Here is a 24,987-nt window from a genome sequence, read left to right on the forward strand (position 1 = left end):
TCTTGTTTACAGCCTTCTTTCTCTATTCTTTACTATCTTTCGGTTTTATTCCTTATCTTTGTCACCAAAACAATTAATCAAGGTCATTCTATGAAGTTCAAATCAACCTTTATGCTTGCATGGTTAGGACTCGGTCTTTGCACATCCTGCACCCCCGAAACCCCGGCCCCCCCCCAAGACTACACCCAGTACGTAAACACCTTTATCGGAGCAGCCGACAACGGTCACACCTTCCCGGGTGCCTGCCTGCCCTTCGGACTGATACAGGCAAGCCCGGAAACCAATGCCATCGGATGGCAGTATTGCTCAGGATACAATTATCAGGATTCACTGATCTGGGGCTTCTCTCAAACTCACCTCAATGGCACAGGATGTATGGATCTGGGCGACCTCCTTGTAATGCCTGTCACCGGACAAAGAGTACGGGATGACTACAAAAGCGGTTTCTCTAAAAAGACAGAAAGCGCAACACCGGGATACTACACTGTAGAACTCGATAAATATAAAGTAAAAGCAGAACTGACCGCAACAGATCATGTAGCACTGCATCGTTACACTTATCAGAATGCCGATTCAGCCTCACTGTTACTCGACCTTCAACACGGATTGGTATGGAATCCCCAACAATATAAATCGCACGTAAAAGCTTGCGAAATCAATTGGGAAGATGCTCAAACACTGACAGGACACGTGCGCAGCAGCGTATGGGTGAATCAGGATTTATACTTTGTAATGAAGTTCAGCAAGCCGGTGACCGATTCCATCTCCCTGCCAATGGAAGAAACTGAAAAAGGAAAACGTCTGTTAATGAGTTTCGACATGAAGCCGGACGAACAACTGCTGATGAAAGTAGCCATTTCTACAGTCGGTGTAGACGGTGCCCGTAAGAATATGGATCAAGAGTTGGCAGACTGGGATTTCGACGGTACAAGACAGAAAGCCAAGGACATCTGGAACAGTTACTTGAGCCGCATCGAAGTGACAGGTACTCCGGACGAACTGGAGAATTTTTATACCAGCTTCTATCATGCACTGATACAGCCTAATAATATTGCCGATGTAGACGGAAGATACCGTAACGCCAAAGACTCGGTAGTAAAATCAGCATCGGGAGTCTATTACTCCACCTTCTCGATCTGGGATACCTACCGCGCTGCCCACCCCTTCTATACATTGGCCGTACCCGAACGAGTAGACGGTTTCATCAATTCGATGATCGAACAAAATCAGGCACAAGGCTACTTACCTATCTGGACCTTGTGGGGCAAAGAAACGAATACTATGATCGGCAACCACTCTGTTTCGGTTATTGCCGAAGCTTATAAGAAAGGGTTCCATGGCTTTGATGCCGAGAAAGCATTCGATGCCATCAAACAGACACTGACTGTTTCGCATCCGAAATCGGACTGGGAAACTTATATGAAATATGGTTATTATCCGACAGACAAGGTAGATGCCGAATCGGTTTCACGTACACTTGAATCGGTTTACGATGACTACGCCGCAGCTACAATGTCAGAGTTAATGGGTAAAAAGGAAGATGCGGAATACTTCAGTAAACGTTCGGAATTCTATAAGAACCTGTTCGATAAGGAAACACAGTTTATGCGCCCGCGCTATGCCGACGGACGCTGGAAAACTCCTTTCAATCCCAGCGATCTGGCACATGCCGAAAGCCGCGGAGGCGATTATACTGAAGGAAATGCCTGGCAATACACCTGGCATGTTCAGCACGATGTACCGGGATTGATCGAATTATTCGGTGGTAAAGGGCCTTTCCTCAACAAACTGGATTCATTGTTCACTATCAAACTGGAAGGAAGCGGACTGGCAGACGTTACCGGACTGATCGGACAATATGCCCACGGCAACGAACCAAGCCACCATGTCACCTTCCTGTATGCTTTGGCCGGCAAGCCGGAACGCACTCAGGAGTTGATACGTGAAATCTTTGATACCCAATACAAAAACAAGCCCGATGGTCTCTGTGGAAACGACGACTGCGGACAGATGTCAGCCTGGTATATGTTCAATGCAATGGGATTCTATCCGGTCGATCCGGTGAGCGGGCATTATATATTCGGTGCTCCGCAGATGCCGAAAATAGTACTTCACCTGCCGGATGGAAAAACGTTCACAGTCATTGCCGAAAATTTGTCGAAAGAACATAAGTACATCGACAGCATCACACTGAATGGTGAACTTTATACTAAAAACTATATCTCCCACGAAGACATCGTGAAGGGTGGTACGCTGGTATATAAAATGAAATAACCAATTATAAACTCAAAGAAACAATGGACAAAAAGTTACTGATGATGGCGCTGTTGATGACAACAGGACTTGCCACACAAGCACAAGAGAGGCTGACGCAGTATCAGGTAAGAAATGCCATTACTGTACGCACTCCGATCATGAACGACAGTATCAACCCCAAAGGAGAAAAACACACCGCCAAAGCACTGCTGCAAACGCCGGTAATGCTTGACCTTGCCAATGCACCGACACAAATGCTGTCTGCCGACACGGCAGGCTTGGTCACTTTTGCGAAAGCCGATAAAGACAATCTGCTTTATCTGCTGAAGACTCAGCTACGGGCCGAACGCTTCATGAAAGGCAAACTGAAAGTGACCTCTCCGGTCCGGTGGGAGCTTTTCATCAACGGCGAATCGAAAATGGTGAAAGATGCTGCGGAAGACAGTATCTCCAAAGCAGCAACCAAAGAAATTGCCCTACGCCTGGAACCGGAAATGGATTATGAAATTGCCATTAAACTACTTTCAACCCCGGACGATAAGACTGCGCCTTCACTGAAGTGCGAACTGGTGAAAGATGATAAATTCAAAGAAGTGGCATGTAGCACCGATCCCGATCAGAAACACCGTTTCGCACTCGACAATACCGTATACGGCAACCGCGCCATTGCTGTTTCCGTATCACCGGACGGGAAATATCTGTTGACCCGCTATTGGGACAATCATTCGTTGAAACGTTCACGCACCTACTGTGAACTGACTGAACTGAAAACAGGAAAAGTACTCCTCACCAATCTGAGGGACGGCATGAGATGGATGCCGAAAAGTAATAAACTTTATTATACGGCAGTGGCATCCGAAGGAAATGACGTCATCACTCTCGATCCCATCACGCTGAAGGAAGAAGTTCTCCTGCAGGGCATTCCCGAGCAAGGTTTCAGCTGGTCGCCCAACGAAGACTTCCTGATATACTATCCTCGTGAAGAAGGCGTGAAAGATGATGGGCCGTTGAAACGCATTGTCAGCCCCGCCGACCGTATTCCGAATACACGCGGACGTAGTTTCCTGGCCAGATATGACATTGCCAACGGAACTTCCGAACGACTGACCTACGGCAATCACAGTACGTATATGCAGGATATCTCACCGGACGGCAAATATTTACTTTACAGCAGTTCGAAGGAAAATATCACGCAACGTCCTTTCTCGTTGAGTTCACTGTTCCAAGTGAACCTTGAAACATTGGCTGTCGATACTCTGTTCTTTGAAGACCGCTTCCTCGGAGGAGCCAGCTACTCACCGGACGGCAAGCAATTGCTATTGACGGCAAGCCCGGAAGCTTTTGACGGTATCGGCAAGAATTGTGGTAATCATCCGATCGCCAATGATTTCGACTCTCAGGCATTCATCATGGATTTAGCTACCCGCAAGATCGATCCGATCACTAAAGAGTTCAATCCGTCTGTCAACTTCCTGCAATGGAACAAAGGTGACGGGTGCATCTATTTTAGCACCAATGACGAAGATTGCCGGAACATCTATCGTTACTCTCCCAAAGACCGTAAGTTTGAAAAGCTGAACCTGGAGACTGATGTCACCAGTGCATTTGCCATGTCGGAAAACAATCCGTCGCTGGCAGCCTACATCGGACAAGGATGCTACAATGCAGGAGTCGCTTATGTATACGACCTGAAAAAGAAAACCTCTCGACTGATAGCCGACCCGATGAAGCCTACCCTCGAAAAAATTGAACTGGGTAAAATGGAACCATGGAATTTCACTGCTTCAGATGGCACTGAGATTAAAGGTATGATGTGTTTGCCGCCTTCATTCGATCCTAATAAAAAGTATCCGCTGATTGTGTATTACTATGGAGGAACGACCCCGACAGAACGAGGCATCAGCAATCCGTACTGCGCACAACTGTTTGCTTCACGCGACTACGTGGTATATGTTATCCAGCCAAGCGGAACAATCGGATTCGGACAAGAGTTTTCAGCACGCCATGTCAATGCCTGGGGAAAACGTACTGCTGACGACATCATTGAAGGTACCAAACAGTTCTGCAAGGAACACCCGTTCGTGAATGATAAGAAAATCGGTTGTCTCGGTGCATCTTACGGTGGATTCATGACACAATACCTCCAGACTCAGACGGATATTTTCGCCGCCGCAGTTTCACATGCCGGTATCAGCAATGTGACCAGTTATTGGGGTGAAGGCTATTGGGGATACGGTTATAATGCCATAGCCGCCGCAGACAGTTATCCCTGGAACAATCCGGAACTGTTCACCAAACAAGGCTCGCTCTTCAACGCCGATAAGATCAACACTCCACTCTTACTGCTGCACGGCACCGTAGATACCAATGTACCTATCGGTGAAAGCATCCAGCTATTCAATGCCCTGAAAATATTGGGTAAAACAGTAGAGTTCATCACTGTAGATGGAGAAAACCACTTTATTGCCGACTATCCGAAACGCGTGCAATGGCATAACAGTATTATGGCATGGTTTGCCCGCTGGTTGCAGGATAGTCCTCAGTGGTGGGAAGATATGTATCCGGAACGCCACTTGTAGAATATATCTCGCCACTGAGGCAGTGCAGTATGGGTATTATAAAAAGCTTATAAAAAAGAACGGGGTCATTGGTTCAAAACCAAGGCCCCGTTTCTTTTAAACCAAAGCTGTCTACCTTTTCACCCCAAAAGAGCTTTAGTTGAAAAGGTAGAAGCGATTTCCTTATTTCGTTAAAGCGGCAATCAACTCGTCGGAAGTGACCAGCTGCTGCTCACCGTTCTCCATATTTTTCAGCATAACTTTTCCTTCGTTCATTTCATTTTCACCTACGATGGCTACGAAAGGAATGTTCTTAACATTCGCATAACTCATCTGTTTCTTCATCTTCGCAGCATCCGGAAATATCTCGGCACGAATACCGGCTGCGCGGGCCTTAGCCAGAATACCCATAGAAAAAGCAGCTTCTTTCTCACCGAAGTTAATAAACAGAAGCTGAGTTCCATTAACAGCCTCCTTCGGATACAGTTCCAACTGGTTGAGCACATCGAAAATACGGTCGGCACCAAACGAAATACCTACGCCCGATACTCCTGCCATACCGAATACACCAGTCAGGTTATCGTAACGACCTCCACCGGTGATACTGCCAATCTGCACATCAAGCGCCTTCACCTCAAAAATAGCACCTGTATAGTAATTCAATCCACGTGCCAATGTCAAGTCAAGCTCTATTTCGTTTTTCAGTCCCATCGTTTGAAGGGTATTCAAAATAAACTCACTCTCTTCCACTCCCTTCAAACCTGTTTCGCTACCGGAAAGTACAGTCTTCAGTGTAGCCAACTTCTCAGCATTGGTTCCACTCAGAAGAATGATAGGTTGCAGTTTGGCAATAGCCTCATCACTAATCCCTTTCTCAGCCAATTCTTTATTCACATTTTCCAAACCGATTTTATCCAGTTTGTCGATAGCTACAGTTATATCCACAATCTTATCCGCCTCTCCGATGATCTCGGCAATACCGGTCAGTATTTTGCGATTATTGATTTTTATGCAGACACGGATACCGAAACGGGTAAACACCGTATCTACTATCTGCATCAATTCTACCTCGTTCAGCAGTGAATCACTACCGACCACATCGGCATCGCATTGGTAAAATTCACGATAACGTCCTTTCTGCGGACGGTCAGCACGCCAGACTGGTTGAATCTGATAACGCTTGAAGGGAAAAGTTATTTCATCACGGTGCATTACCACGTAACGGGCAAAGGGTACGGTAAGATCATAACGCAACCCTTTTTCACAAAATTTACTGGCCAGTTTAGCGGCGTTACGGCTTAATAGCTCTTCGTCTGTAATACCCGAAAAGTAATCACCTGAATTCTGTATTTTAAAAAGTAATTTGTCACCCTCTTCACCGTATTTTCCCATCAGGGTAGAAAGCATCTCCATCGAAGGAGTCTCAATCTGCTGGAAACCATACAGATGATATACGTCACGAATTGTATTGAATATGTAGTTACGTTTCGCCATCTCTACGGGCGAAAAATCACGGGTTCCTTTAGGTATACCTGGTTTTGCTGCCATTGTTTTAACTGTTTTATTGAATTGAGTTGCAAAGTTAGATGAAATAATTGATTATTAAAACAGAAACCACAGACTTTCTGTGAATCTGTAAGCAAATGTATCCGGTGTCCGGTTCCGTTAAGACTGTTCATTTTCGGACAATACTTTTTAATGCCATTCTGCTCAATAAGAGATATTTATTAATTTGGTATACCATTTGCCTTCTGAAAGACAAAGAAATCACATTATCTAACAGGAATCATATGAAAACAGTTTTTTTGATCATTACAATGTTATGCCTTGGACTATCGGGAATGGCACAAAACAACGAAAAAAAAGAATTTGAGAGAAAGTACAGCGCACTCACTCAGGAAGTAGCAAACGCCCGCAAACAGAAAGATTACAAAAAGGCCGAGAAATTAAATTGGGAGAAACTGAAGTTGTATCAAGGATTGCCTCAACAACTTCAGGAAAAAGCAAAAAATATAACAGGACTGGTTTATTACGACCTTGCTTGCTATCAGGCACTTCAGGGAAAGAAAAAGGCAGCCCTGAAAAACTTTGAGAAGGCTTTCAACTCCGGATGGAATGATTACAACCATGCTAAAGGTGACAGTGACATCGACAATTTACGTAAAGAGAAGAAGTATCTGGAAGTAATGGCTAAAATGCGTCTGGACAGTGACTATCTGTATATTCTGCAACAAGCCGAAGGATACAACAGAACTGAAACAAAACCGATATGTTATAATGAATCAGTAACTGACACTCTACCCCGCTTCACCTACATGAATCCTAACGACAGTAATCTGGTACAGTTACGGAAACATTTCAACCTGGATAGTATCGCCGGAAGCGGAGACGAAATCTCCAAAATCAAAAACCTTCTCTACTGGGTTCACAACATAGTTCCACATGATGGCAATTCACGTAATCCGGAAGAGCGGAACACAATAGCCATGGTAGAACTTTGCAAAAAGGAGAACCGGGGCGTAAACTGCCGGATGATGGCACAAATGCTGAACGAGTGCTATCTGGCTATGGGATTCAAATCCCGTTTCATCACCTGTATGCCCAAAGTGATGATCAATGATTGCCACGTCATCAATGCAGTCTACTCCAACACCCTCAACAAATGGTTATGGATGGACCCGACATTCAACGCTTATGTAACAGATGAAAAAGGAAACCTTCTGGGCATTGGTGAAGTGCGCGAACGCCTCCGCAACAATCAACCCGTTGTACTAAACGAAGACGCAAACTGGAACAATAAAAATAAACAGACCAAAGAGTATTATCTGGATTACTACATGGCCAAGAACCTGTATTACGTAACTTGCCCTCTGCAAAGCGAATATAACGCAGAAACAAACTATCCGGGCAAAAAGTGGCCGATGTATATCTCGTTAGTTCCGGAAGGATACAGTAGCAATGGAAAGCCCGGTGCCACCGCCTACGACTCACATAATGACTCTTACTTCTGGCAATCACCTTATCAAGAATAAGCCTAAAAGACTAAACGATATTATCCCCAAGCGTCATAGACAACATCAACTCTAAAACGCCATTTATAGAATCTATGATGTTTGGGGTAATCTTTAAACGACTTACTTTACATGATATGTAAAAATAACCGGATTATCTCCCTCCTTTATCCGATCCAGTAAGCAGCGCATTTTTTCATTAATACCTTCTTCAGCAGACAATCTCTTTTGCTCGCATAATACTTCGGATGAATAGATAAAGAAAATCCGACTTTGTTTCCCATCTACCGGCATATAATTGGGTAAAGGTAACTGATAATCCGTATTGATAATTACCTGATAATTGTTCACTGTACCGGTAGCTTTTGAAAGCAGACACACGCCCGGTTGATTGGTTCTAAACAACAAACAGGAAGGAGTATCACATAAATCAGTCATAGTATATATATATTTCCCTTGATAACAGAACTGATTCAAATCGTTACATTGGAACTGACGCTGCTTATCACTTTCCGGAAAAGCCTTGCTTTTCCAATCTACCATATAAAGTGGTTCAATCGATTCTCCCGTTATTCGATATATATAATTATCAAACTTACGGGTAAATAACACTGAAGCAGTATTCGTAATTTGGTAATTACCAAAAGAACAAAACGGTGCCGTTTCGTATAAAGGTTCTAATAAAGAAGTTCGCTTACCCGTTTCCTTATTAATCACTGTCAGAGAATGATCTGACACCACTCCGTTAGCATAAGTATCATTCCGCAAATAGATACATCCATTATCCACTGCGAACGATAAATACATATCGTCCAATGGATAAGAAGACAGGTATGTACCTTCCAAATCATAGTAAAGAATCTGCGAAGGATAGACTAAAAGCAACAATTTATTTTCTGTTTCATCAATCGCAATATCGAACAGATCCACATACTCTCCCTTCCCATTCCCCACAGCATGTATCGTGAATAAATGTTTCCCAGAAAGAGTATAACAAAGCACCTGCTTCATCCGTTTATCCAAAATAAAATATCGTCCATCAAATTCGCAGACTCTATCAATGTTGTTTATTAAAGCTTCTTCGTTTGTTTCGGGCATAAAAAGAGATAAGCTATCTAAGAAAATCGTATCAGCTATCATAGAAGAACCGTCTTCAAAAGAAACCGACTGCACTCGAGACTCTGTCGCAACTTGCCTACAGGCTCCCGACAATAAAGAAATGCAAAATATAAAAAAGGCTGTTCTAATTCTCATACTTTTCAATTTACCGGAACCCAACTTTCGCTTATACCTGATGTACAGTTTATCACTCCAACTCCAAAACAGGATGTTTCTGTTACCACGCGATATGCAAAAACGTTTTGTCCTCTCAGACTTATAAGATAGGGACCATATTGATTGATATTAATACTTTTTTTATAAACATTGTTCTTATTTCTTCAAAGATATATAAAAAAAGCACCATCAGCACTTAAAACATAAAAAATACTTTCCTATACACAAAAGGAGATGTATCATAACTCTTTTTACCACGGAGTAACACGGAGTATCACAGAGTCTTTTTATTGATAATCAATAACTTAAAATCGCCTCTGTGTTACTCTGTGTCCTCTGTGGTGAGTCTTGACACATCTCCTTTCTTTTTATTCCGTACGGGAAGGAGAGATTAATCCCGGCGTCCCATAAATATCATAATGTAATAAATCAGCGTAGCCAACGAGCCCAACGCAGCAACAACATAAGTGTATGCAGCCGAACGAAGAGCGTCTTCCGCTTTGGCATGATTATACGAGTTAGTAATTCCCGATGCACTCAGCCATACCAGAGCACGTTTACTTGCATCAATCTCCACCGGAAGTGTGATAAAACTGAATAACGTAGTCATAGCAAACAGGATAATGCCGGCAAGCAATAACTGCGGAAACGAATTCAGTAACAAAATACCGGCAAGCAATAACCACGTCATCCACTGTGAAGCGAACGAAACCACCGGCACCAGCTTACTGCGGAGCGTCAACGGCGCATAAGCCCGTGCATGCTGAACAGCGTGTCCGCATTCGTGAGCAGCCACGGCAGCAGCCATGATGCTATTACTTTCATAAACTCCTTCACTCAGGTTCACTGTCTTATTGGCAGGATTATAATGATCGGTCAACTGTCCGGGAGTGTGAGTCACCTGAACATCGTAAATACCGTTGTCATGCAACATTTTAATAGCTACGTCGCGTCCTGTCATTCCGTTTCCTGTGGGTATCTTGGAGTATTTCTTGAACTTGTTTTGCAGGTTCATCTGCACCAGCCAGCTAACGAGAGCGATGCCTATAAAAATAATCCATTGAATTCCTATTACCATATTCTTTCTTAATTAAATTGTTATAATAGCTAATATACAAATAGCTTGCCAAAAATAAACAAAAGCGACGGAGAGGAGATTTCCCACACATCGCTTTTATGAAGAATTAGCTAAAAATTAGTCAATTGTAAGTTCCACCACGTAATCTACATCCGTCGGAACTTTAGCGAGTTCCAGTACAATTCCTTCTTTATTCTTTGTGAAGCGTACCGGCGTTTTGTCAGCAAAGACCACTGCCTTTTTCACTTTCTTATCAACGATAGGCAAGAATAAAGCCTTGTCCTGCAAATTAAGAATATGCACATAGAGTTTATTGCCTTTCTGGGTCGTTACTCCCCAATCGTGAGGAGCTACCAAGCCACCTCTCGTTCCATAAATGGTTTCACCATACTTTGACATCCAGTCTCCCACCTCTTTCAAACGCTGAACAGCCACTTCCGGAAGTTCTCCATCGGGCTGCGGACCTATATTCATCAACAGATTGGCATCCTTACCGGCAGCCTTCACCAGATAATGAATCAAAGTTTTAGTTGATTTATAGTTCTGGTCTGTAATCTTATATCCCCACATGCCATTCATCGTCTCACATGTTTCAAGAGGCAGATGGCTGACACTCTGTCCGGAAAGTCCTGCGGTATTCTCTCCCGGAAGGTCACGTTCGAATATCTGAATATCCTCCCCTGCAAAAGGTACCTGATGATGATTATTACCAACCAGACAAGACGGCTGCAAACGATGGATCAATGCATATTGTTCCGGAAGTTCCCAGTCGAAATCGGGATTGATATCCTGATCCCACCAACCATCGAACCAAATGGCACCGATCGGACCATAATTGGTCAACAACTCTGTCAACTGATTATTCATAAACTGATAATAGCTCTTCCAGTCTCCTTTCGGATCGGGACGTCCGGTTCCGCGTCCGGTTCTTCCCTGAGGAGCGTCTTCACGATACCAGTCTATATGTGAATAGTAGAAATGCAGTTTGATGCCATGTTTGGCACATGCATCAGCCAGTTCCTTTACCACATCACGTTTAAAAGGAGTGGCTTTTACAATATTATAATCGGAATACTTGGTATCGAACATCGAGAAACCTTCATGGTGACGGGTAGTGAAACAGATATACTTGGCACCGGAGGCTTTGATAGCCGCCACCCATTTATCTGCATCAAATTTAGAGGGATAGAATCCTCCGGCCAGTTTGGCATACTCTTTATAATTCAGATTATGGTTCGTCATCGTCCACTCGCCGGTAGCAAGCATGGCATAAAGCCCCCAGTGAAGGAAGATTCCGAACTTATTGTCCTGAAATTCACTCCGGGCTTTCAGGTTAGCCTCTGTCGGTTGGTAATTTTGTTGCGCTGTCAGGGAAGCAGTCATTCCCAATAGCAAGAGAAAAGTAATAAAATGCTTCTTCATAAGTATTATAATAAAGGCCTCACCTCGCCCCTCTCTACTTTAGAGAGGGAAGAAGAAAGGCCTCGTTTTGAATTAATTCTTCTATAAAAGTCTACTTCTTCCTCCTTTTAAAAAAGAAGGATACAGGTGAGGCTTCTTATTCTTCAGTATATCTTTCAATAGTCTGCTCGCGGTCGGGACCTACAGAAACAATTTTGATTTGTACGCCCAACTGTTCTTCAAGGAAGGAGAGATAAGCATTGAACTCTTCAGGAAATTCATCTTCGCTCTGCATCTTTGTCATGTCTGTCTGCCATCCCGGAAGTTCCACGTAGATTGGTTCCACTTCGTCGGTAATGTCATAAGGGAAGTAATCGATCTCTTCACCATTCATCTTATAGGCCACACAAGCTTTGATCGTCTCGAAAGTATCGAGTACGTCACTCTTCATCATAATCAGTTTGGTGACACCATTGATCATGATTGAATATTTCAGTGCAACAAGATCCACCCATCCGCAACGACGTTTACGTCCCGTCACCGAGCCAAATTCGTGACCAAGCGTACAGATCTGATCGCCAGTTTTATCGAACAACTCTGTGGGGAACGGACCCGAACCTACACGTGTACAATAAGCTTTAAAAATACCATATACATCGCCGATCTTATTCGGAGCAACGCCCAAACCGGTGCATGCACCTGCACATACGGTATTCGAAGAAGTCACAAACGGATACGAACCAAAGTCAATATCCAGCATAGTTCCCTGAGCACCTTCACAAAGCACGGATTTTCCGGCATCGAGCAAACCGTTTATTTCATGTTCGCTGTCTACCAACTGGAACTGTTTCAGGTATTCGATACCTTCAAACCAGGCTTTTTCAAGTTCAGTCAGGTCGTATTCATAATTCAGACCTTTCAGGATTTGTTCGTGGCGAGCCTTCGCTGCAGCATATTTTTGTTCGAAGTTATGCAGGATATCCCCCACACGGACACCGTTACGGCTTACTTTATCCGTATAAGTCGGACCGATACCTTTTCCGGTAGTTCCTACCTTAGCATCACCTTTGGCAGCTTCATAGGCAGCATCCAGTATACGGTGCGTAGGCAAAATGAGGTGCGCTTTCTTCGAAATGTGCAGTCTCTCCTTCAAATTGTGTCCCGATGCTTCCAGCGCTTCTGCTTCCGCTTTGAACAAAGCCGGATCGAGCACTACACCGTTACCGATGATATTTACTTTATCTCCCTGGAAAATACCCGAAGGGATAGAGCGAAGCACGTACTTCTGTCCTTCGAACTCAAGTGTATGACCGGCATTCGGTCCACCCTGGAAACGTGCAACTACATCATATCTCGGAGTTAAGACGTCGACTACTTTTCCTTTACCTTCGTCGCCCCATTGCAATCCTAATAGAACATCTACTTTCATTTTTCTTTTTTATTGTTATTATTTACTCTTTTTCTCTTGTTGGCCCTGTCGCATTTGCTACATATACCGTATATATATAAGGAATAATGCGAAAGTTGAAACTTACTTAGTTTGGTATTTTCAATCGCGTTCTGTAAAGCTTCATTCTGAAACTCTGTGACCCTACCGCACTGCGTACATATCTGGTGATGGTGTGTCTCGCGATTATATGATTTTTCGTATTGGGAGGAAGTGCCGAACTGGTGTTTTATCACCAGACGTGCATTGATAAGTAAGATGATGGTATTATACAGTGTAGCCCTACTCACCCGGAAATTTTCCTGGTTCATCATCTGCGAATAAAGCATATCGATATCGAAATGCCCGTCAATGGAGTATATGGTATCCAGTATCGCATAACGTTCAGGAGTCTTGCGATGTCCATTCGCATTTAGATATTCGGTGAATATCTGCCGTACCGTATCTTTCACATTTTGAGTTTCCATATCGGCGCTATTTTAGCGCCAACAAAGTTAATTGTTTTTTGCGGAAAGCAAAAATATATCTGTAAATTTGCACCCAATCACTAAAAAAATGTTTTATGACAAGAGTCCCCTTCACGCAAAATTATCGCTGGCACTTGCCTCTATTACTTCTTGTGTTCTGCTGTTCTTTCTTTATAAACAATGGCGCAATCTTTGCAGACATCATGGAATCAAGAAACATTGTCACTGCACGCGAAATGGTATACGACCATAACTGGCTGGTGCCTACCATGAACGGAGAGCTGCGACTGGAAAAGCCTCCACTTCCCACATGGATTGCTGCCGTGGTAGAAGTGATTTCGCCGGATAATCTTCCCTTGCAACGAGCCATGGCCGGACTTGCGGCCGTCATGTTAGTACTCTTTTTCTATAAGTTTGCTACGAAACTGACCGGTAACCGAACCTATGCCCTGGTATCTTCCCTGATCTTGTGCACCTCTTATAATATCATTCTGATGGGACGTACAGCTACCTGGGACATTTATTGCCACGCATTCATGATGGGAGCTATTTATTATCTTTATCTTGCTTTGCGGCAAACTGCCTGCAAGTGGCCTCTTTTCATTGCCGCAGGCGTTTTTATGGGATTATCTTTCCTTGGCAAAGGGCCCGTATCTTTCTATGCCCTGCTTCTCCCGTTCATTTGTGCCTACCTCTTATTCTATCGCAGGGAAACAAGAATGAAAGGAAAATGGGCCGCACTCTTCACCATGATCTTTATTTGCATCGTGCTCAGCACGTGGTGGTATGCCTACACATACATCTGCCACCAGGAGATGGCATCCTATGTATTCCACAAAGAGTCTTCTTCCTGGAGTAACCACAACGTACGTTCCTGGTATTATTACTGGCAGTTTTTCCTGGAAACAGGAGTATGGTCGCTGCTGACACTGACAGCACTGATAGTGCCCTTCTGGAAAAAGCGGGTCGAAGCATCCAAAGAGTACATGTTCTGCCTGAGCTGGATGTTACTGATCCTTTTCTTCCTGTCGTTGCTCCCGGAAAAGAAGACACGCTATCTGCTTCCTATCTTATTACCGGCCGCACTGACCATGGGATACTTATTTGTATATTGGATTCAACAGGCTAAACAGAAAATGCCGCACCTGAAAGACAGAGTGATTTACCGGATAAATGCTTATTTGATTGTAGTGGCTACATTGGCCCTTCCCGTTGCTCTCTATCTCTTCATGTACCGGGAAGGACGGATAGGTACAGGGATGTTCATATGGTTGGCTGTATTATTCCTGGCAGTAGCAGTTTGGCTATTCAGCTCTGCGCTCAAGCTCCGGCCTTTCTCTTTCCTGATGGGAGTCGTAGCGTTATTTGCTGTTGCCGAGTTGTTTGTAATGCCTTATATCGGAAGTTTTGTGAGTAACTCAGATCCCAAAAGCATCAGCGCTACCCAAGAAAACCCGGAGCTAAAAGCTCTGCCATTCTATCACAGCAAAGACGAAGTGCTACGCATCGAGTTGGTATACGAAGCACATAAGAAGATCGGAGACATGGATTTAACCAATAAAGAAGAGATTACAAAAGCCCTGCCGTTTGTTCTGATCTCACAGAAACCGGCGGAACAACTGATTCCGGATTCCATCCGAAAGAATTTAAGTCTTCGCTTTATCGACTGTTATGACAACAATCGCTGGGCAAAAGGGCACAAAAGATATGATAGCGTATTTATCAGCAATGTGACAATAGTCGACGAACGATAAAGACGGACGATGAAAAGGTGTCGAGACTTCACCGCAGAGGGCACAGAGTGACACTGAGTGAGTTTTAAGTCATTGATTATCGATGTTGATAATCCGTGAAAACCTGCGTAATCTGTGGTGAAGTTTCGACACAACCTTATCGTTAATCGCTAATTTCCTCTCTCACCATCGTATACAGCATCTGTTCCGCTTCTTTATCAGAGTTGGCCATGCCTTCTACCAGGCGACATACCTGGAAAGCATGTTCTTCACTATGCTGCATATACTTACGGATAGCAAGCATTGCCGCATTACGGACATGATAACTTCCCGATTGTACGGCACAAATCGCCTGATCGAGCAATTCACCCGCAGGGCGTTCGGCCATATCTCCCTTTTTCATCAACAGACGGGCTATGGTAAGGAAGCCACAAACTTGTGTATATTCCGCCTCATCCGCAATCCACTGGAAAGTTTTCGCCGGGGCATAAGGCAGGTTTTGAAACAGATTCATACACGTAAGTTCTGCTATCTCAATATTGCGGATATCCTCTACCCAGATATCAGCTATCTCGGGAAAGAAGGTATCTATCGGCTGCAATAAACCTGCCAGAATCTTACACTCGCGGATATTCTCTTTCCACAAGGCTTGTGCCAAGTCATGGTTCTTCTCATAAGCAGCGGCGATGCTCTTAATACGGGGCAACTCAACACCAAAGTTCAGTTTATAGTCCAGCCCCTTCTCACGCATGCTTTGTGACACAACTCCGTTCATAGAGAGACGGAGCTGTGTTTTAATATCTTTCAATTGTTCTTTTACATCCATGGGTTAATCGTTTACAGAAGGCAGTGGCGAATAGTCCCTGCTATAACGCAGCATCTGTTCGGCATAGCCTTCATCATAGGTTACTTTTACATCAATTATATTTCCTTTCTCGTCGGTTACCGCATCGTATCTTGGATTCACGAATCCTTTATAAGGCGCCAGGTTCAGTTTCTTATAGCGGGCCAATACTTCGGAGTGAAGTTCGGGATCTACTTTTACGGCATAGGTTTCTATCAGCGAACGGGCTGCTGCAAAGTCTCCGGTCGACTTGATGCGCTGTATCTCGGCCAGCAATTCGCCAAAGAGATGACGAAGTTTCTGATAGTCGTTCACCACGACGTAAGTCTTACCGTCTTTCTGCACCATCTCCACCACCTTATCGGCCTTACCCTTCTCAAACACCCAACGGGCAATGAGCTGGCGGTTGCGCATGTGAGCCTCTTCAACACTGTTGCCCGGCTCGATACGCACCAACTGGGTCATCAGGCCATTCATCAGATAGGTATAATATTCGGCCTTGTAAGCCTCTTCAGCCGGCACCAAGCCCAATTCCAGCAATTTAGGATCGGCTACATAGTAAAGTCCGAACAGATCGGCACGTGCCTCCTCTATTGTAGAGCCATAGGCTTTCAAGGCATCCGGATCAACTCCCGGAAGTAATTTTCCGGAACCGTGACCCAGGCATTCGTGCAAGTCGGTATGCAATTCTCCTGTCAGATCACCATATTTATCGATCAGTTGCTTTTCTGTATCACTGTACACAAACTCTTCGTTGAATCCGTTTCCATGAGCCGCTTTGTTATAAGCGTCGGTGATATTCCCGATAGTGACCGACTTGGAGCCATGATGGCTGCGAATCCAGTTAGAGTTAGGCAAGTTGATTCCGATGGCCGTCGCCGGATATAAGTCTCCGCCAAGAATGGCAGCAGTAATCACTTTGGCAGTCACCCCTTTCACCTTTTCTTTCTTAAATTGCTTGTCCACTGGGGAATGATCTTCGAACCATTGGGCATTGCCGCTTATCAGTTCAGTACGGCGCGTAGCCTCCAGGTCTTTAAAGTTCACGATGGACTCCCAGCTGGCCTTCATCCCGAGCGGATCGCCATAGGTTTCAGTAAATCCGTTTGTAAAGTCAATGCGTGAATTCAGATCTTTCACCCAAAGGATGGCATATTCGTCAAACGTCTTCAGGTCACCGGTCTCGTAGTATTCAATCAGCTTGCCGATGGCAGCCTTCTGAGCTTCGTCTTCTGCCACCCCTTCAGCTTTCTTCAGCCAATACACAATCTTTTCGATGGCCTGCGTATAAAGCCCTCCTACTTTCCATACCTTCTCGACGATCTTTCCGTTCTCTTTAACCAGACGGCTGTTCAGTCCGTAAGAGACAGGGGTTTCATCTTTGGGGTCCTTCATCGCATTATAGAAATCCTCAGCTTCCTGCTGGGTGACTCCGTCATAGTAATTGCTGGCCGAAGTCAGCACCAAGTCTTCGCCGTCCGCCTGATTCACTCGCTTAGGCATCACCTTCGGATCAAAAATAACGGGTGACAGCTCCTCATACAGTTGTTCTACCGTCTGTCCTTGAGCCAACGGCAGCCCGGAAGCATCTACACTGAGCAATGCTTGTTTCAGAAACTCCGGCGTAAAGCCCGGAACAAATTTCTCCGAACCATAATGGTGGTGAATACCGTTTGAGAACCATACGCGTTTCAGATAGGTGGTCAGATTCACGAAGTCCGGGCTGTTTCTGTCACCGGCATAATCCGTATAGATCGTCTCAAGCGCCCGACGGATGGTAAGATTGTACTTTCCGTTCTGATCAAACAGAATATCTCTTCCTTCCAACGCAGCCTGAGTCAGATAATAAACCAACTCTTTCTGTTTGAGAGTTAAATTCTCAAATCCGGGTACGCGATAGCGTAATATCTGTAAATCTGCAAATTGTTCCACTGTATATTTAAAATTATCTGCCGCAGCAGGGTTTGTTTTTTCGGCTCTGCCGCAAGCAGTCAGTAAGATTGCGGCCGCAGCCATTGAAATAAAATGTTTCTTCATACCTTTAGACGTTGAGGTTATAAAACATAAAAAGGAAATACCTCAAAGCCGTACTCTGAGATAATTCCTTTTTATTCCGTTTCAAGAAATGCAATTATTTCTTTTTTTCTGCGTGTTTTTTACGATATCCGTTGGGTGTTTCACCTACGTTTTTATAAAATGCAGCGTAAAAAGACTGACGGTTAGCGAAACCAACCATCGCACTGATTTCCTCTACATTCTTGTCGGCATATCTTTTATCCGTCAACAAGTGCAAAGCATCTTTTACTCTGTACTCGTTCAGCAGGCAAGAATAGTTCATACCAAAGCGAGAATTAACTACAGCCGAAAGATAACGGGTATTGGTTTTCAGTTCCTTCGCCAAATCTTTAGCCGAATAGTCAGGGTCTCTGTACTTCTTCTGTACAACAATGATGTTCAGAATCTTGTCATACAACTCATCTGCCAATTCTGGTCTGATTAAAGACCGGTAAGCAGCTTTCTTTTCTTTCTTCTCCCTTAAATTGTAAGGGCGTTTTTTAGGAGTTTCTTCCTGGGTTTTGTTTTCTAAATCACTCATTGAATTAACTGGTTAGGGTTTGTTTTTAAATATCACTATTAATTTGTAACTTTAGATGTCACAAATTTCATACATTATTTTGATATACACAACTTTTTCGTATATATTTTTGATATAAAAACAATCAAAATCGTCGAAAAGTGGGTAAAAAGGGGCGTTAATAAGAATATTTAACTTTTAATAACCCGGAAATAAAGCGTACCTTTGCCCGAAAGATGAATGAAAAATATCAAATGATACAAACCCTCAAAACTTATTTCGGTTATGACAGCTTCCGTCCCCTGCAGGAAGAGATCATCCGAAACCTGATGAGTAAGAGAGACGCGCTGGTTCTGATGCCCACGGGGGGAGGCAAATCAATCTGTTATCAGCTTCCGGCCTTGCTGATGGAAGGCACTGCAATTGTTATTTCACCTCTTATTTCACTGATGAAGGATCAGGTAGAATCTCTCTGTGCCAACGGAATACCGGCAGGTGCACTGAACAGCAGCAACGACGAATCCGAAAATGCCAACTTACGCAGGGCCTGTATCTCAGGCAAGCTCAAGCTGCTCTACATATCACCGGAGAAACTGCTCTCCGAAGCCGACTATCTGCTGAGGGATATGACCATCTCACTGTTTGCGGTAGACGAAGCCCACTGTATTTCGCAATGGGGACACGATTTCCGCCCGGAATATGCCCGGATGGGATTCTTACGTACTCAATTCCCCAACATCCCCATGATTGCCCTGACTGCCACGGCAGATAAAATCACAAGGGAAGACATTGTCCGCCAACTGCAACTGAAGCAGCCGGAGATATTTATTTCATCATTCGACCGCCCTAACCTGAGCCTGTCTGTAAAAAGAGGCTACCAACCCAAGGAGAAGAGCAAAGCCATCGTAGACTTCATTGCCCGCCACCGGGGTGAAAGCGGAATCATTTACTGCATGAGCCGCAGTAAAACTGAAACAGTGGCACAGATGTTGCAAAAGCATGGTATCCGTTGTGGCGTTTACCATGCCGGACTGTCTGCCCGCCAACGGGACGAAGCACAAGACGACTTCATCAACGACCGGATCGAAGTGGTATGTGCCACCATCGCTTTTGGGATGGGCATTGACAAGTCGAATGTCAGGTGGGTGATACATTATAACCTGCCGAAAAGCATTGAAAGTTTTTACCAGGAAATCGGCCGTGCGGGGCGTGACGGTATGCCCAGCGATACGATTTTATTCTATTCATTGGGCGACCTGATTTTGCTGACAAAGTTTGCAACAGAAAGCAACCAGCAGAATATCAATCTGGAAAAATTAAACCGGATGCAACAATATGCCGAAGCCGACATCTGCCGGCGACGTATCTTATTGAGCTATTTCGGCGAAACGGCTACTGAAGATTGCGGCAACTGCGATGTATGCCGTAATCCGCCCGAGCGCTTCGACGGAACTGTCATCGTTCAAAAAGCCTTAAGCGCCATAGCCCGTACCAACCAACAGGCAGGCATAACTCTCCTGATAGATATCCTGAGAGGGAACCCTACTGCTGAAATCACCGAAAAAGCTTATACGGAGCTGAAAACGTTTGGAGCCGGAAGAGAAATCCCGGCGCGCGACTGGCAGGACTATTTGCTGCAAATGCTGCAAATGGGATACTTTGAGATAGCCTACAACGAAAACAATCACCTGAAAATAACAAAGAGCGGAAGTGACGTCCTTTTTGGCCGTGAGAGGGCAATGCTGGTTGTCATCCGGAGAGAAGAGCCTGCTACCGCCAGAAAGAGAAGAAAGACCGTAAACGTCCATGCACAGGCATGGGACGGAGAAAGCAGAAGCAAGGAAGAAGACCTCTTCGAGGCCTTGCGCGCGTTGCGCAAGCAACTGGCCGACCAGGAAGCACTCCCGGCATACATCGTGTTATCGGACAAAGTGCTGCACCTGCTCTGCCTGTCGCGTCCCACAACCGTCGAAGCATTCGGCAACATCAATGGGATTGGCGAATACAAAAAGAAAAAATACGGAAAAGAATTTGTCGCGCTGATCCGCCAGTTTGTATGACCGGAAGAGAAACCGCAACCGGATTTTGTCAAGAGCAGTTTTACGTTTTATTAACCGGGTAGGCTACCGGCCGATAACAATAGGAGATATTTTCATAACACATATTGTAATGCACCGGAACAAAGCTTCATCCGGGTCGGAAGACGGTGTCTGTCCGAGTCGGAGCAACCGTCTGTTTGGGTCGAAAAGCCGGGCTTTCATCATCCGAAAGCCGGGCTTCCCCCCATATACACCGGCTTTCCGTGCCGATGAACAGAAAAGGCATAAAAAAAGGGAAAAGCTTTCAACTTCTCCCTTCTACCGTATTTTAATCTGAATATAGTTTATGATTACGCTTACAAAGATACGATAATCAACAGCAAAAGTCAAGCTTCCGGACTATTATTTTCCGAAATTATTTGCATTGTTGCATCTGTTCGTGAACATCGGCAGGGGGCACTCCCAGCGAAATAGCTTTCTCGAAATCTGCCTTCGCCTGCGACTTCTTTTTCTGGTCCAGATAGATATCCCCCCTCAGCAAATAGGCATCGACGGAGTTAGGCGCCAGACGGATGGCTTCGTCCAAATCCACCAGTGCCAGATCTTCATGTTTCATATCCCGCTCTACATCGGCACGGGCCACATACAAAACGGCATCTTCGGGAAATTCCACCAACAATTGGTTCAGGAGATCGAGCGATTCACGAAATTTGCCCTCTTTCTGTTCCAAAGTTGCCAAGCCGAGGCGTCCGTTATAATTCTTCGGATCAATTTCCAACAAACGCTGGTAGTCCAGACGAGCCCCTTTATAATCCCGCCGCAACATATAAATATACGCCCGCATCAGCAAGGCTTCCGTATTCTTCTTGTCCACATCCATCACCTGGCAATAATCCACATAAGCCTTGTCCTGCATACCCTGCTCCAGATAGATGGCGGCACGGTTCAGCAAAATGGGCACGGCGAGCGGCGCAATGTTGAGTGCATAAGTATACGACTCGACAGCATCATTATAACGTCCCAGCTTGCGTTGCACCAAGCCGAGATTAGAAAACAACAGAGCATTATGGGGGTTCTTCGGTTCCAGTCTCAATGCCTGCTTCAAAAGATCTTCGGCTTGCGCCAGACTGTCTTTTCCAACACACTCGACGGCCTTCTCAGAAAGTTCCTGATAGGTCTGAGCGGAAAGGGATATGGAAAAGATGGAGAAAAGAAGGAGAAAGAGATGCTTCCTCCCTATCCCCTCTTCCAAAAGAAAGGGAACAATGATAGTTTTTCGATTCATAAATAATCTATTAAAAACGAACCGGTAATGGGGAGTATACGCAGAGCATACAGTTTCTTTCTCCACAGATCGGTCAGAAGCCGATCTCCGGTTCATATATATTAAAATGTCAGACAAGCGCGAGTGTGCTTTTTAATCCAGAGGATAAGCGTCAAACGCAAATAACTCGGTAGAGAGATAACGCTCGCCGGTGTCGGGCAATAAAGCCACGATCCTCTTTCCTTTAAACTCCGGACGTTCGGCCAGCTTGCGGGCTGCATAAACAACGGCTCCGGAAGAAATCCCCGCCAACAGTCCTTCCGTAGAAGCCAATTCACGCCCGCCACGGATCGCCTCATCGTCAGGCACAGGCATGATTTCGTCTACAACCGAAGCATCGTAAATACCGGGAACAAAATTCGCCCCAATCCCTTGTATACGGTGGGGAGCGGCCTTCCCGCCTTCAAGTACGGGAGACGATGCCGGTTCCACAGCTACTATATATACATCCGGATTATGCTTTTTCAGTGCACGGGCCACCCCGCAAACGGTTCCGCCCGTTCCTACTCCCGCTACAAACACAGCCACCTGTCCGTCAGTGTCCTGCCAGATCTCTTCGCCGGTGAAGCGTGTGTGCACCTCCGCATTCGAAGGATTCTCAAACTGTTGCAGAATGACCGAACCGGGGATCGAGTCTTTCAGTTCCTCAGCTTTGGCTATGGAACCGGCCATTCCTGCCAACCCGTCAGTCAATACAATTTGTGCTCCCAGTGCTTTCAACAGATTGCGACGTTCCAGACTCATCGTTTCGGGCATGGTCAGTATCAACCGATACCCTTTAATGGTAGCCACCATGGCCAGTCCCACACCGGTATTTCCGCTGGTCGGCTCGATGATCGTGGCACCGGGCTTCAGAACTCCTCTCTTCTCGGCATCCTCGATCATCGAAAGTGCCACCCGGTCCTTTACGCTCCCGGCAGGGTTAAATGACTCCAGTTTAGCGATAATATTCTCTTCCAGGCCGTATTTACGACTATAACCGGACAACTCCATCAACGGAGTATGGCCTATCAGTTCGGTAAGTTTCTTTGCGATTTTTGCCATATAGCTCTCTGTTTTACCACAGTTAATGCGCAAAGATAAAGAAAAGAATCGTACCTTTGTGACCGTTCAATCTTTTTAAGTATAGAGTTTATGAAGAGAAGACTTATCCAATTCGTCACGACTTATTTTCTTTTTGTCCTCATATTCGTCCTCCAGAAACCAATTTTCATGGGTTACTACCATACCTTATATAATAAGGTGTCATGGACTGATTATTTCTCCGTGATAGGGCACGGGCTTCCGTTGGACCTTTCGCTTGCCGGTTATCTGACCGCTATTCCCGGACTATTGCTGATCGCTTCGGTCTGGATACAACCTTCCATTATCCGCCAGATACGCCGGGTATACTTCATGATCATAGCCATCCTGCTATCCTGTATCTTTATCGGCGACTTAGGGTTATATGAATACTGGGGATTCCGTCTGGATGCCACCCCGCTTTTTTACCTCTTTTCTTCTCCCAAAGACGCATTGGCCAGTGTCAGCATTTGGGTCGTAATAGCCGGACTGGCCGCAATCGCCGTTTATGCAGCCCTGCTTTACTGGATATTCTATCGGGTGCTGATTTATCAGAAGCAACCTCTGAAAATACCTTTCCACCGGTTAAGCGTATCCGGAGTTCTGCTGCTCGTCACCGGACTCCTGTTCATCCCGATACGGGGAGGCTTCACGGTGTCGACCATGAATCTGAGCAAAGCTTACTTCAGCAGCAACCAGCGACTGAACCATGCAGCCATCAATCCTTGTTTCAGCCTGATGGAGTCGTTGTCGCGACAGGATAATTTCGACAAACAATACCGGTTCATGACGGCTGAGGAGGCCGACAAACTCTTCGCAGAACTCAAGGATAAACCGGTTACTCCGTCCGACAGTGTTCCTCAGCTTTTCACTACCGAACGCCCGAACGTAGTATTAATCATACTCGAAAGCTTCTCGTCCAAACTGATGGAAACCCTTGGAGGAGAACCCAACGTAGCTATCAACATGGATCAGTTCGGACGTGAAGGGGTCTTGTTTACCCACTTCTTCGCCAACAGCTTCCGTACCGACCGCGGCCTGGCAGCCATCATCAGTGGTTATCCGGCACAACCGACCACCAGCATCATGAAGTACCCGAAGAAGACGCAACACTTGCCTTCGATCCCCGGCAGCCTGAAAAAGGCAGGATACGACTTGCAATATTATTACGGAGGAGATGCCGACTTCACCAATATGCGTTCTTACCTGATTCAGGCAGGAATCGACAACATTGTTTCCGATAAGGATTTTCCTCTTTCCGAACGGCTCAGCAAATGGGGAGCACACGACCACGTGGTATTCAACCGACTGCTGAACGACCTGGAACAGAATCCTCCCAAAGAACCTTTTATGAAAATAGTACAGACTTCGAGCAGTCACGAACCTTTCGAAGTTCCGTTTCAACGGCTGGACAATCCGAGACTGAATGCTTTTGCTTATGCGGACAGTTGTGCCGGCGACTTTGTACACCGGTTCAAAGAGACTCCTTTATGGAAGAATACGGTCATCATTCTTGTACCCGATCATCTGGGAGCCTATCCGCAGGATATAGATAACCTGACCGTAGACCGTTACCGGATTCCGTTGATTTTCATAGGAGGAGCGGTGAAAGAACCGAAACATATCGATACTTACGGTTCACAGATCGACATTGCCGCCACACTGCTGGGGCAACTGGGACTTCCGCACGAAGAGTTCGCTTTCAGTAAAAACATGCTTAACCCGGCCTCTCCTCACTTCGGATTCTTCACTTTCCCGAACGCTTTCGGAATGATGACACCGGAAAATGAAGTCGTATTCAACTGTGAATCGAACTCTGTCGTTTCGGACGAAGGAGAACATAAAGGAGAGAATTTACCCAAAGCTAAAGCATATTTGCAAAAGCTGTACGACGACCTGGCTAAAAGATAATCACCC

At 45.2% G+C, this 24,987-nt stretch carries 17 protein-coding genes; 6 read left to right on the forward strand and 11 right to left on the reverse strand.

Features of this window, described 5'->3' with window-relative positions; translation table 11 throughout:
* Positions 1-90 precede the first annotated feature (90 nt).
* Together KO473_RS15315 and KO473_RS15320 are read left to right on the forward strand one after the other, a co-directional pair.
* Positions 91-2,274, forward strand: a complete 2,184-nt coding sequence (locus KO473_RS15315) for a GH92 family glycosyl hydrolase (protein ID WP_122130198.1) — start codon at positions 91-93, stop codon at positions 2,272-2,274.
* Between the two features lie 23 nt (positions 2,275-2,297).
* Positions 2,298-4,835: a S9 family peptidase gene (locus KO473_RS15320; protein ID WP_122130199.1), complete on the forward strand. Its 2,538-nt coding sequence runs from the start codon at positions 2,298-2,300 to the stop codon at positions 4,833-4,835.
* Between the two features lie 162 nt (positions 4,836-4,997).
* On the opposite strand, the gene hisS is transcribed toward KO473_RS15320, so the two are convergent.
* On the reverse strand, positions 4,998-6,362 hold the full coding sequence (gene hisS / locus KO473_RS15325; protein ID WP_122130200.1) for a histidine--tRNA ligase: 1,365 nt from the start codon (positions 6,360-6,362) through the stop codon (positions 4,998-5,000).
* A 95-nt stretch (positions 6,363-6,457) separates the two neighbouring features.
* Between hisS and KO473_RS15330 the strand changes: the two genes are divergently transcribed.
* Positions 6,458-7,846, forward strand: coding sequence for a transglutaminase domain-containing protein (locus KO473_RS15330; RefSeq protein ID WP_122130201.1), 1,389 nt, complete (start codon positions 6,458-6,460; stop codon positions 7,844-7,846).
* 102 nt (positions 7,847-7,948) lie between these two features.
* Here the strand turns inward: KO473_RS15330 and KO473_RS15335 are convergent, their stop codons facing one another.
* The 5 genes from KO473_RS15335 to KO473_RS15355 form a co-directional block, all read right to left on the reverse strand.
* A complete protein-coding gene (locus KO473_RS15335; protein ID WP_122130202.1) occupies positions 7,949-9,079 on the reverse strand; it encodes a 6-bladed beta-propeller in 1,131 nt (376 codons plus the stop codon).
* A 412-nt stretch (positions 9,080-9,491) separates the two neighbouring features.
* Positions 9,492-10,178: a zinc metallopeptidase gene (locus KO473_RS15340; protein ID WP_122130203.1), complete on the reverse strand. Its 687-nt coding sequence runs from the start codon at positions 10,176-10,178 to the stop codon at positions 9,492-9,494.
* Between the two features lie 117 nt (positions 10,179-10,295).
* Positions 10,296-11,600 (reverse strand): alpha-L-fucosidase, encoded by a 1,305-nt coding sequence (locus tag KO473_RS15345; RefSeq protein WP_005780841.1) that lies wholly within the window; start codon positions 11,598-11,600, stop codon positions 10,296-10,298.
* Positions 11,601-11,736: 136 nt separating this feature from the next.
* Complete coding sequence (locus KO473_RS15350) at positions 11,737-13,008, reverse strand: adenylosuccinate synthase (protein WP_005780843.1); 1,272 nt, start codon at positions 13,006-13,008, stop codon at positions 11,737-11,739.
* Entirely contained in the window at positions 13,005-13,493 is a 489-nt protein-coding gene (locus KO473_RS15355; protein WP_005780845.1) for a Fur family transcriptional regulator, read from the reverse strand. Before KO473_RS15355 ends, KO473_RS15350 begins: the two co-directional genes overlap by 4 nt.
* Positions 13,494-13,588: 95 nt before the next feature.
* Between KO473_RS15355 and KO473_RS15360 the strand changes: the two genes are divergently transcribed.
* Entirely contained in the window at positions 13,589-15,247 is a 1,659-nt protein-coding gene (locus tag KO473_RS15360) for a glycosyltransferase family 39 protein (RefSeq protein WP_005780847.1), read from the forward strand.
* Positions 15,248-15,389: 142 nt separating this feature from the next.
* Here the strand turns inward: KO473_RS15360 and KO473_RS15365 are convergent, their stop codons facing one another.
* The 3 genes from KO473_RS15365 to KO473_RS15375 all read right to left on the reverse strand — a co-directional run bounded on the left by KO473_RS15365 (position 15,390) and on the right by KO473_RS15375 (position 18,666).
* On the reverse strand, positions 15,390-16,052 hold the full coding sequence (locus tag KO473_RS15365; RefSeq protein WP_005780849.1) for a DNA alkylation repair protein: 663 nt from the start codon (positions 16,050-16,052) through the stop codon (positions 15,390-15,392).
* Between the two features lie 3 nt (positions 16,053-16,055).
* Positions 16,056-18,107: a dihydrofolate reductase gene (locus KO473_RS15370; protein WP_181996019.1), complete on the reverse strand. Its 2,052-nt coding sequence runs from the start codon at positions 18,105-18,107 to the stop codon at positions 16,056-16,058.
* Positions 18,108-18,201: 94 nt separating this feature from the next.
* Positions 18,202-18,666: an AraC family transcriptional regulator gene (locus KO473_RS15375; RefSeq protein ID WP_005780854.1), complete on the reverse strand. Its 465-nt coding sequence runs from the start codon at positions 18,664-18,666 to the stop codon at positions 18,202-18,204.
* Positions 18,667-18,899: 233 nt separating this feature from the next.
* Between KO473_RS15375 and recQ the strand changes: the two genes are divergently transcribed.
* Positions 18,900-20,705 carry a DNA helicase RecQ gene (recQ, locus tag KO473_RS15380; RefSeq protein WP_005807850.1) on the forward strand — a complete coding sequence of 602 codons (1,806 nt, stop codon included), beginning with the start codon at positions 18,900-18,902 and terminating at the stop codon, positions 20,703-20,705.
* 394 nt (positions 20,706-21,099) lie between these two features.
* Here the strand turns inward: recQ and KO473_RS15385 are convergent, their stop codons facing one another.
* Positions 21,100-21,969, reverse strand: a complete 870-nt coding sequence (locus tag KO473_RS15385; protein ID WP_252733284.1) for a lipopolysaccharide assembly protein LapB — start codon at positions 21,967-21,969, stop codon at positions 21,100-21,102.
* A gap of 132 nt (positions 21,970-22,101) precedes the next feature.
* The gene (cysK, locus tag KO473_RS15390) at positions 22,102-23,052 is read right to left on the reverse strand and encodes a cysteine synthase A (RefSeq protein ID WP_005821362.1); all 951 of its coding nucleotides are present in this window, start codon (positions 23,050-23,052) and stop codon (positions 22,102-22,104) included.
* Positions 23,053-23,142: 90 nt separating this feature from the next.
* Between cysK and KO473_RS15395 the strand changes: the two genes are divergently transcribed.
* A complete protein-coding gene (locus KO473_RS15395; protein WP_005821364.1) occupies positions 23,143-24,981 on the forward strand; it encodes an LTA synthase family protein in 1,839 nt (612 codons plus the stop codon).
* Positions 24,982-24,987: the final 6 nt, after the last annotated feature.

It is taken from the genome of Bacteroides sp. HF-4919 (genome assembly GCF_018860125.1).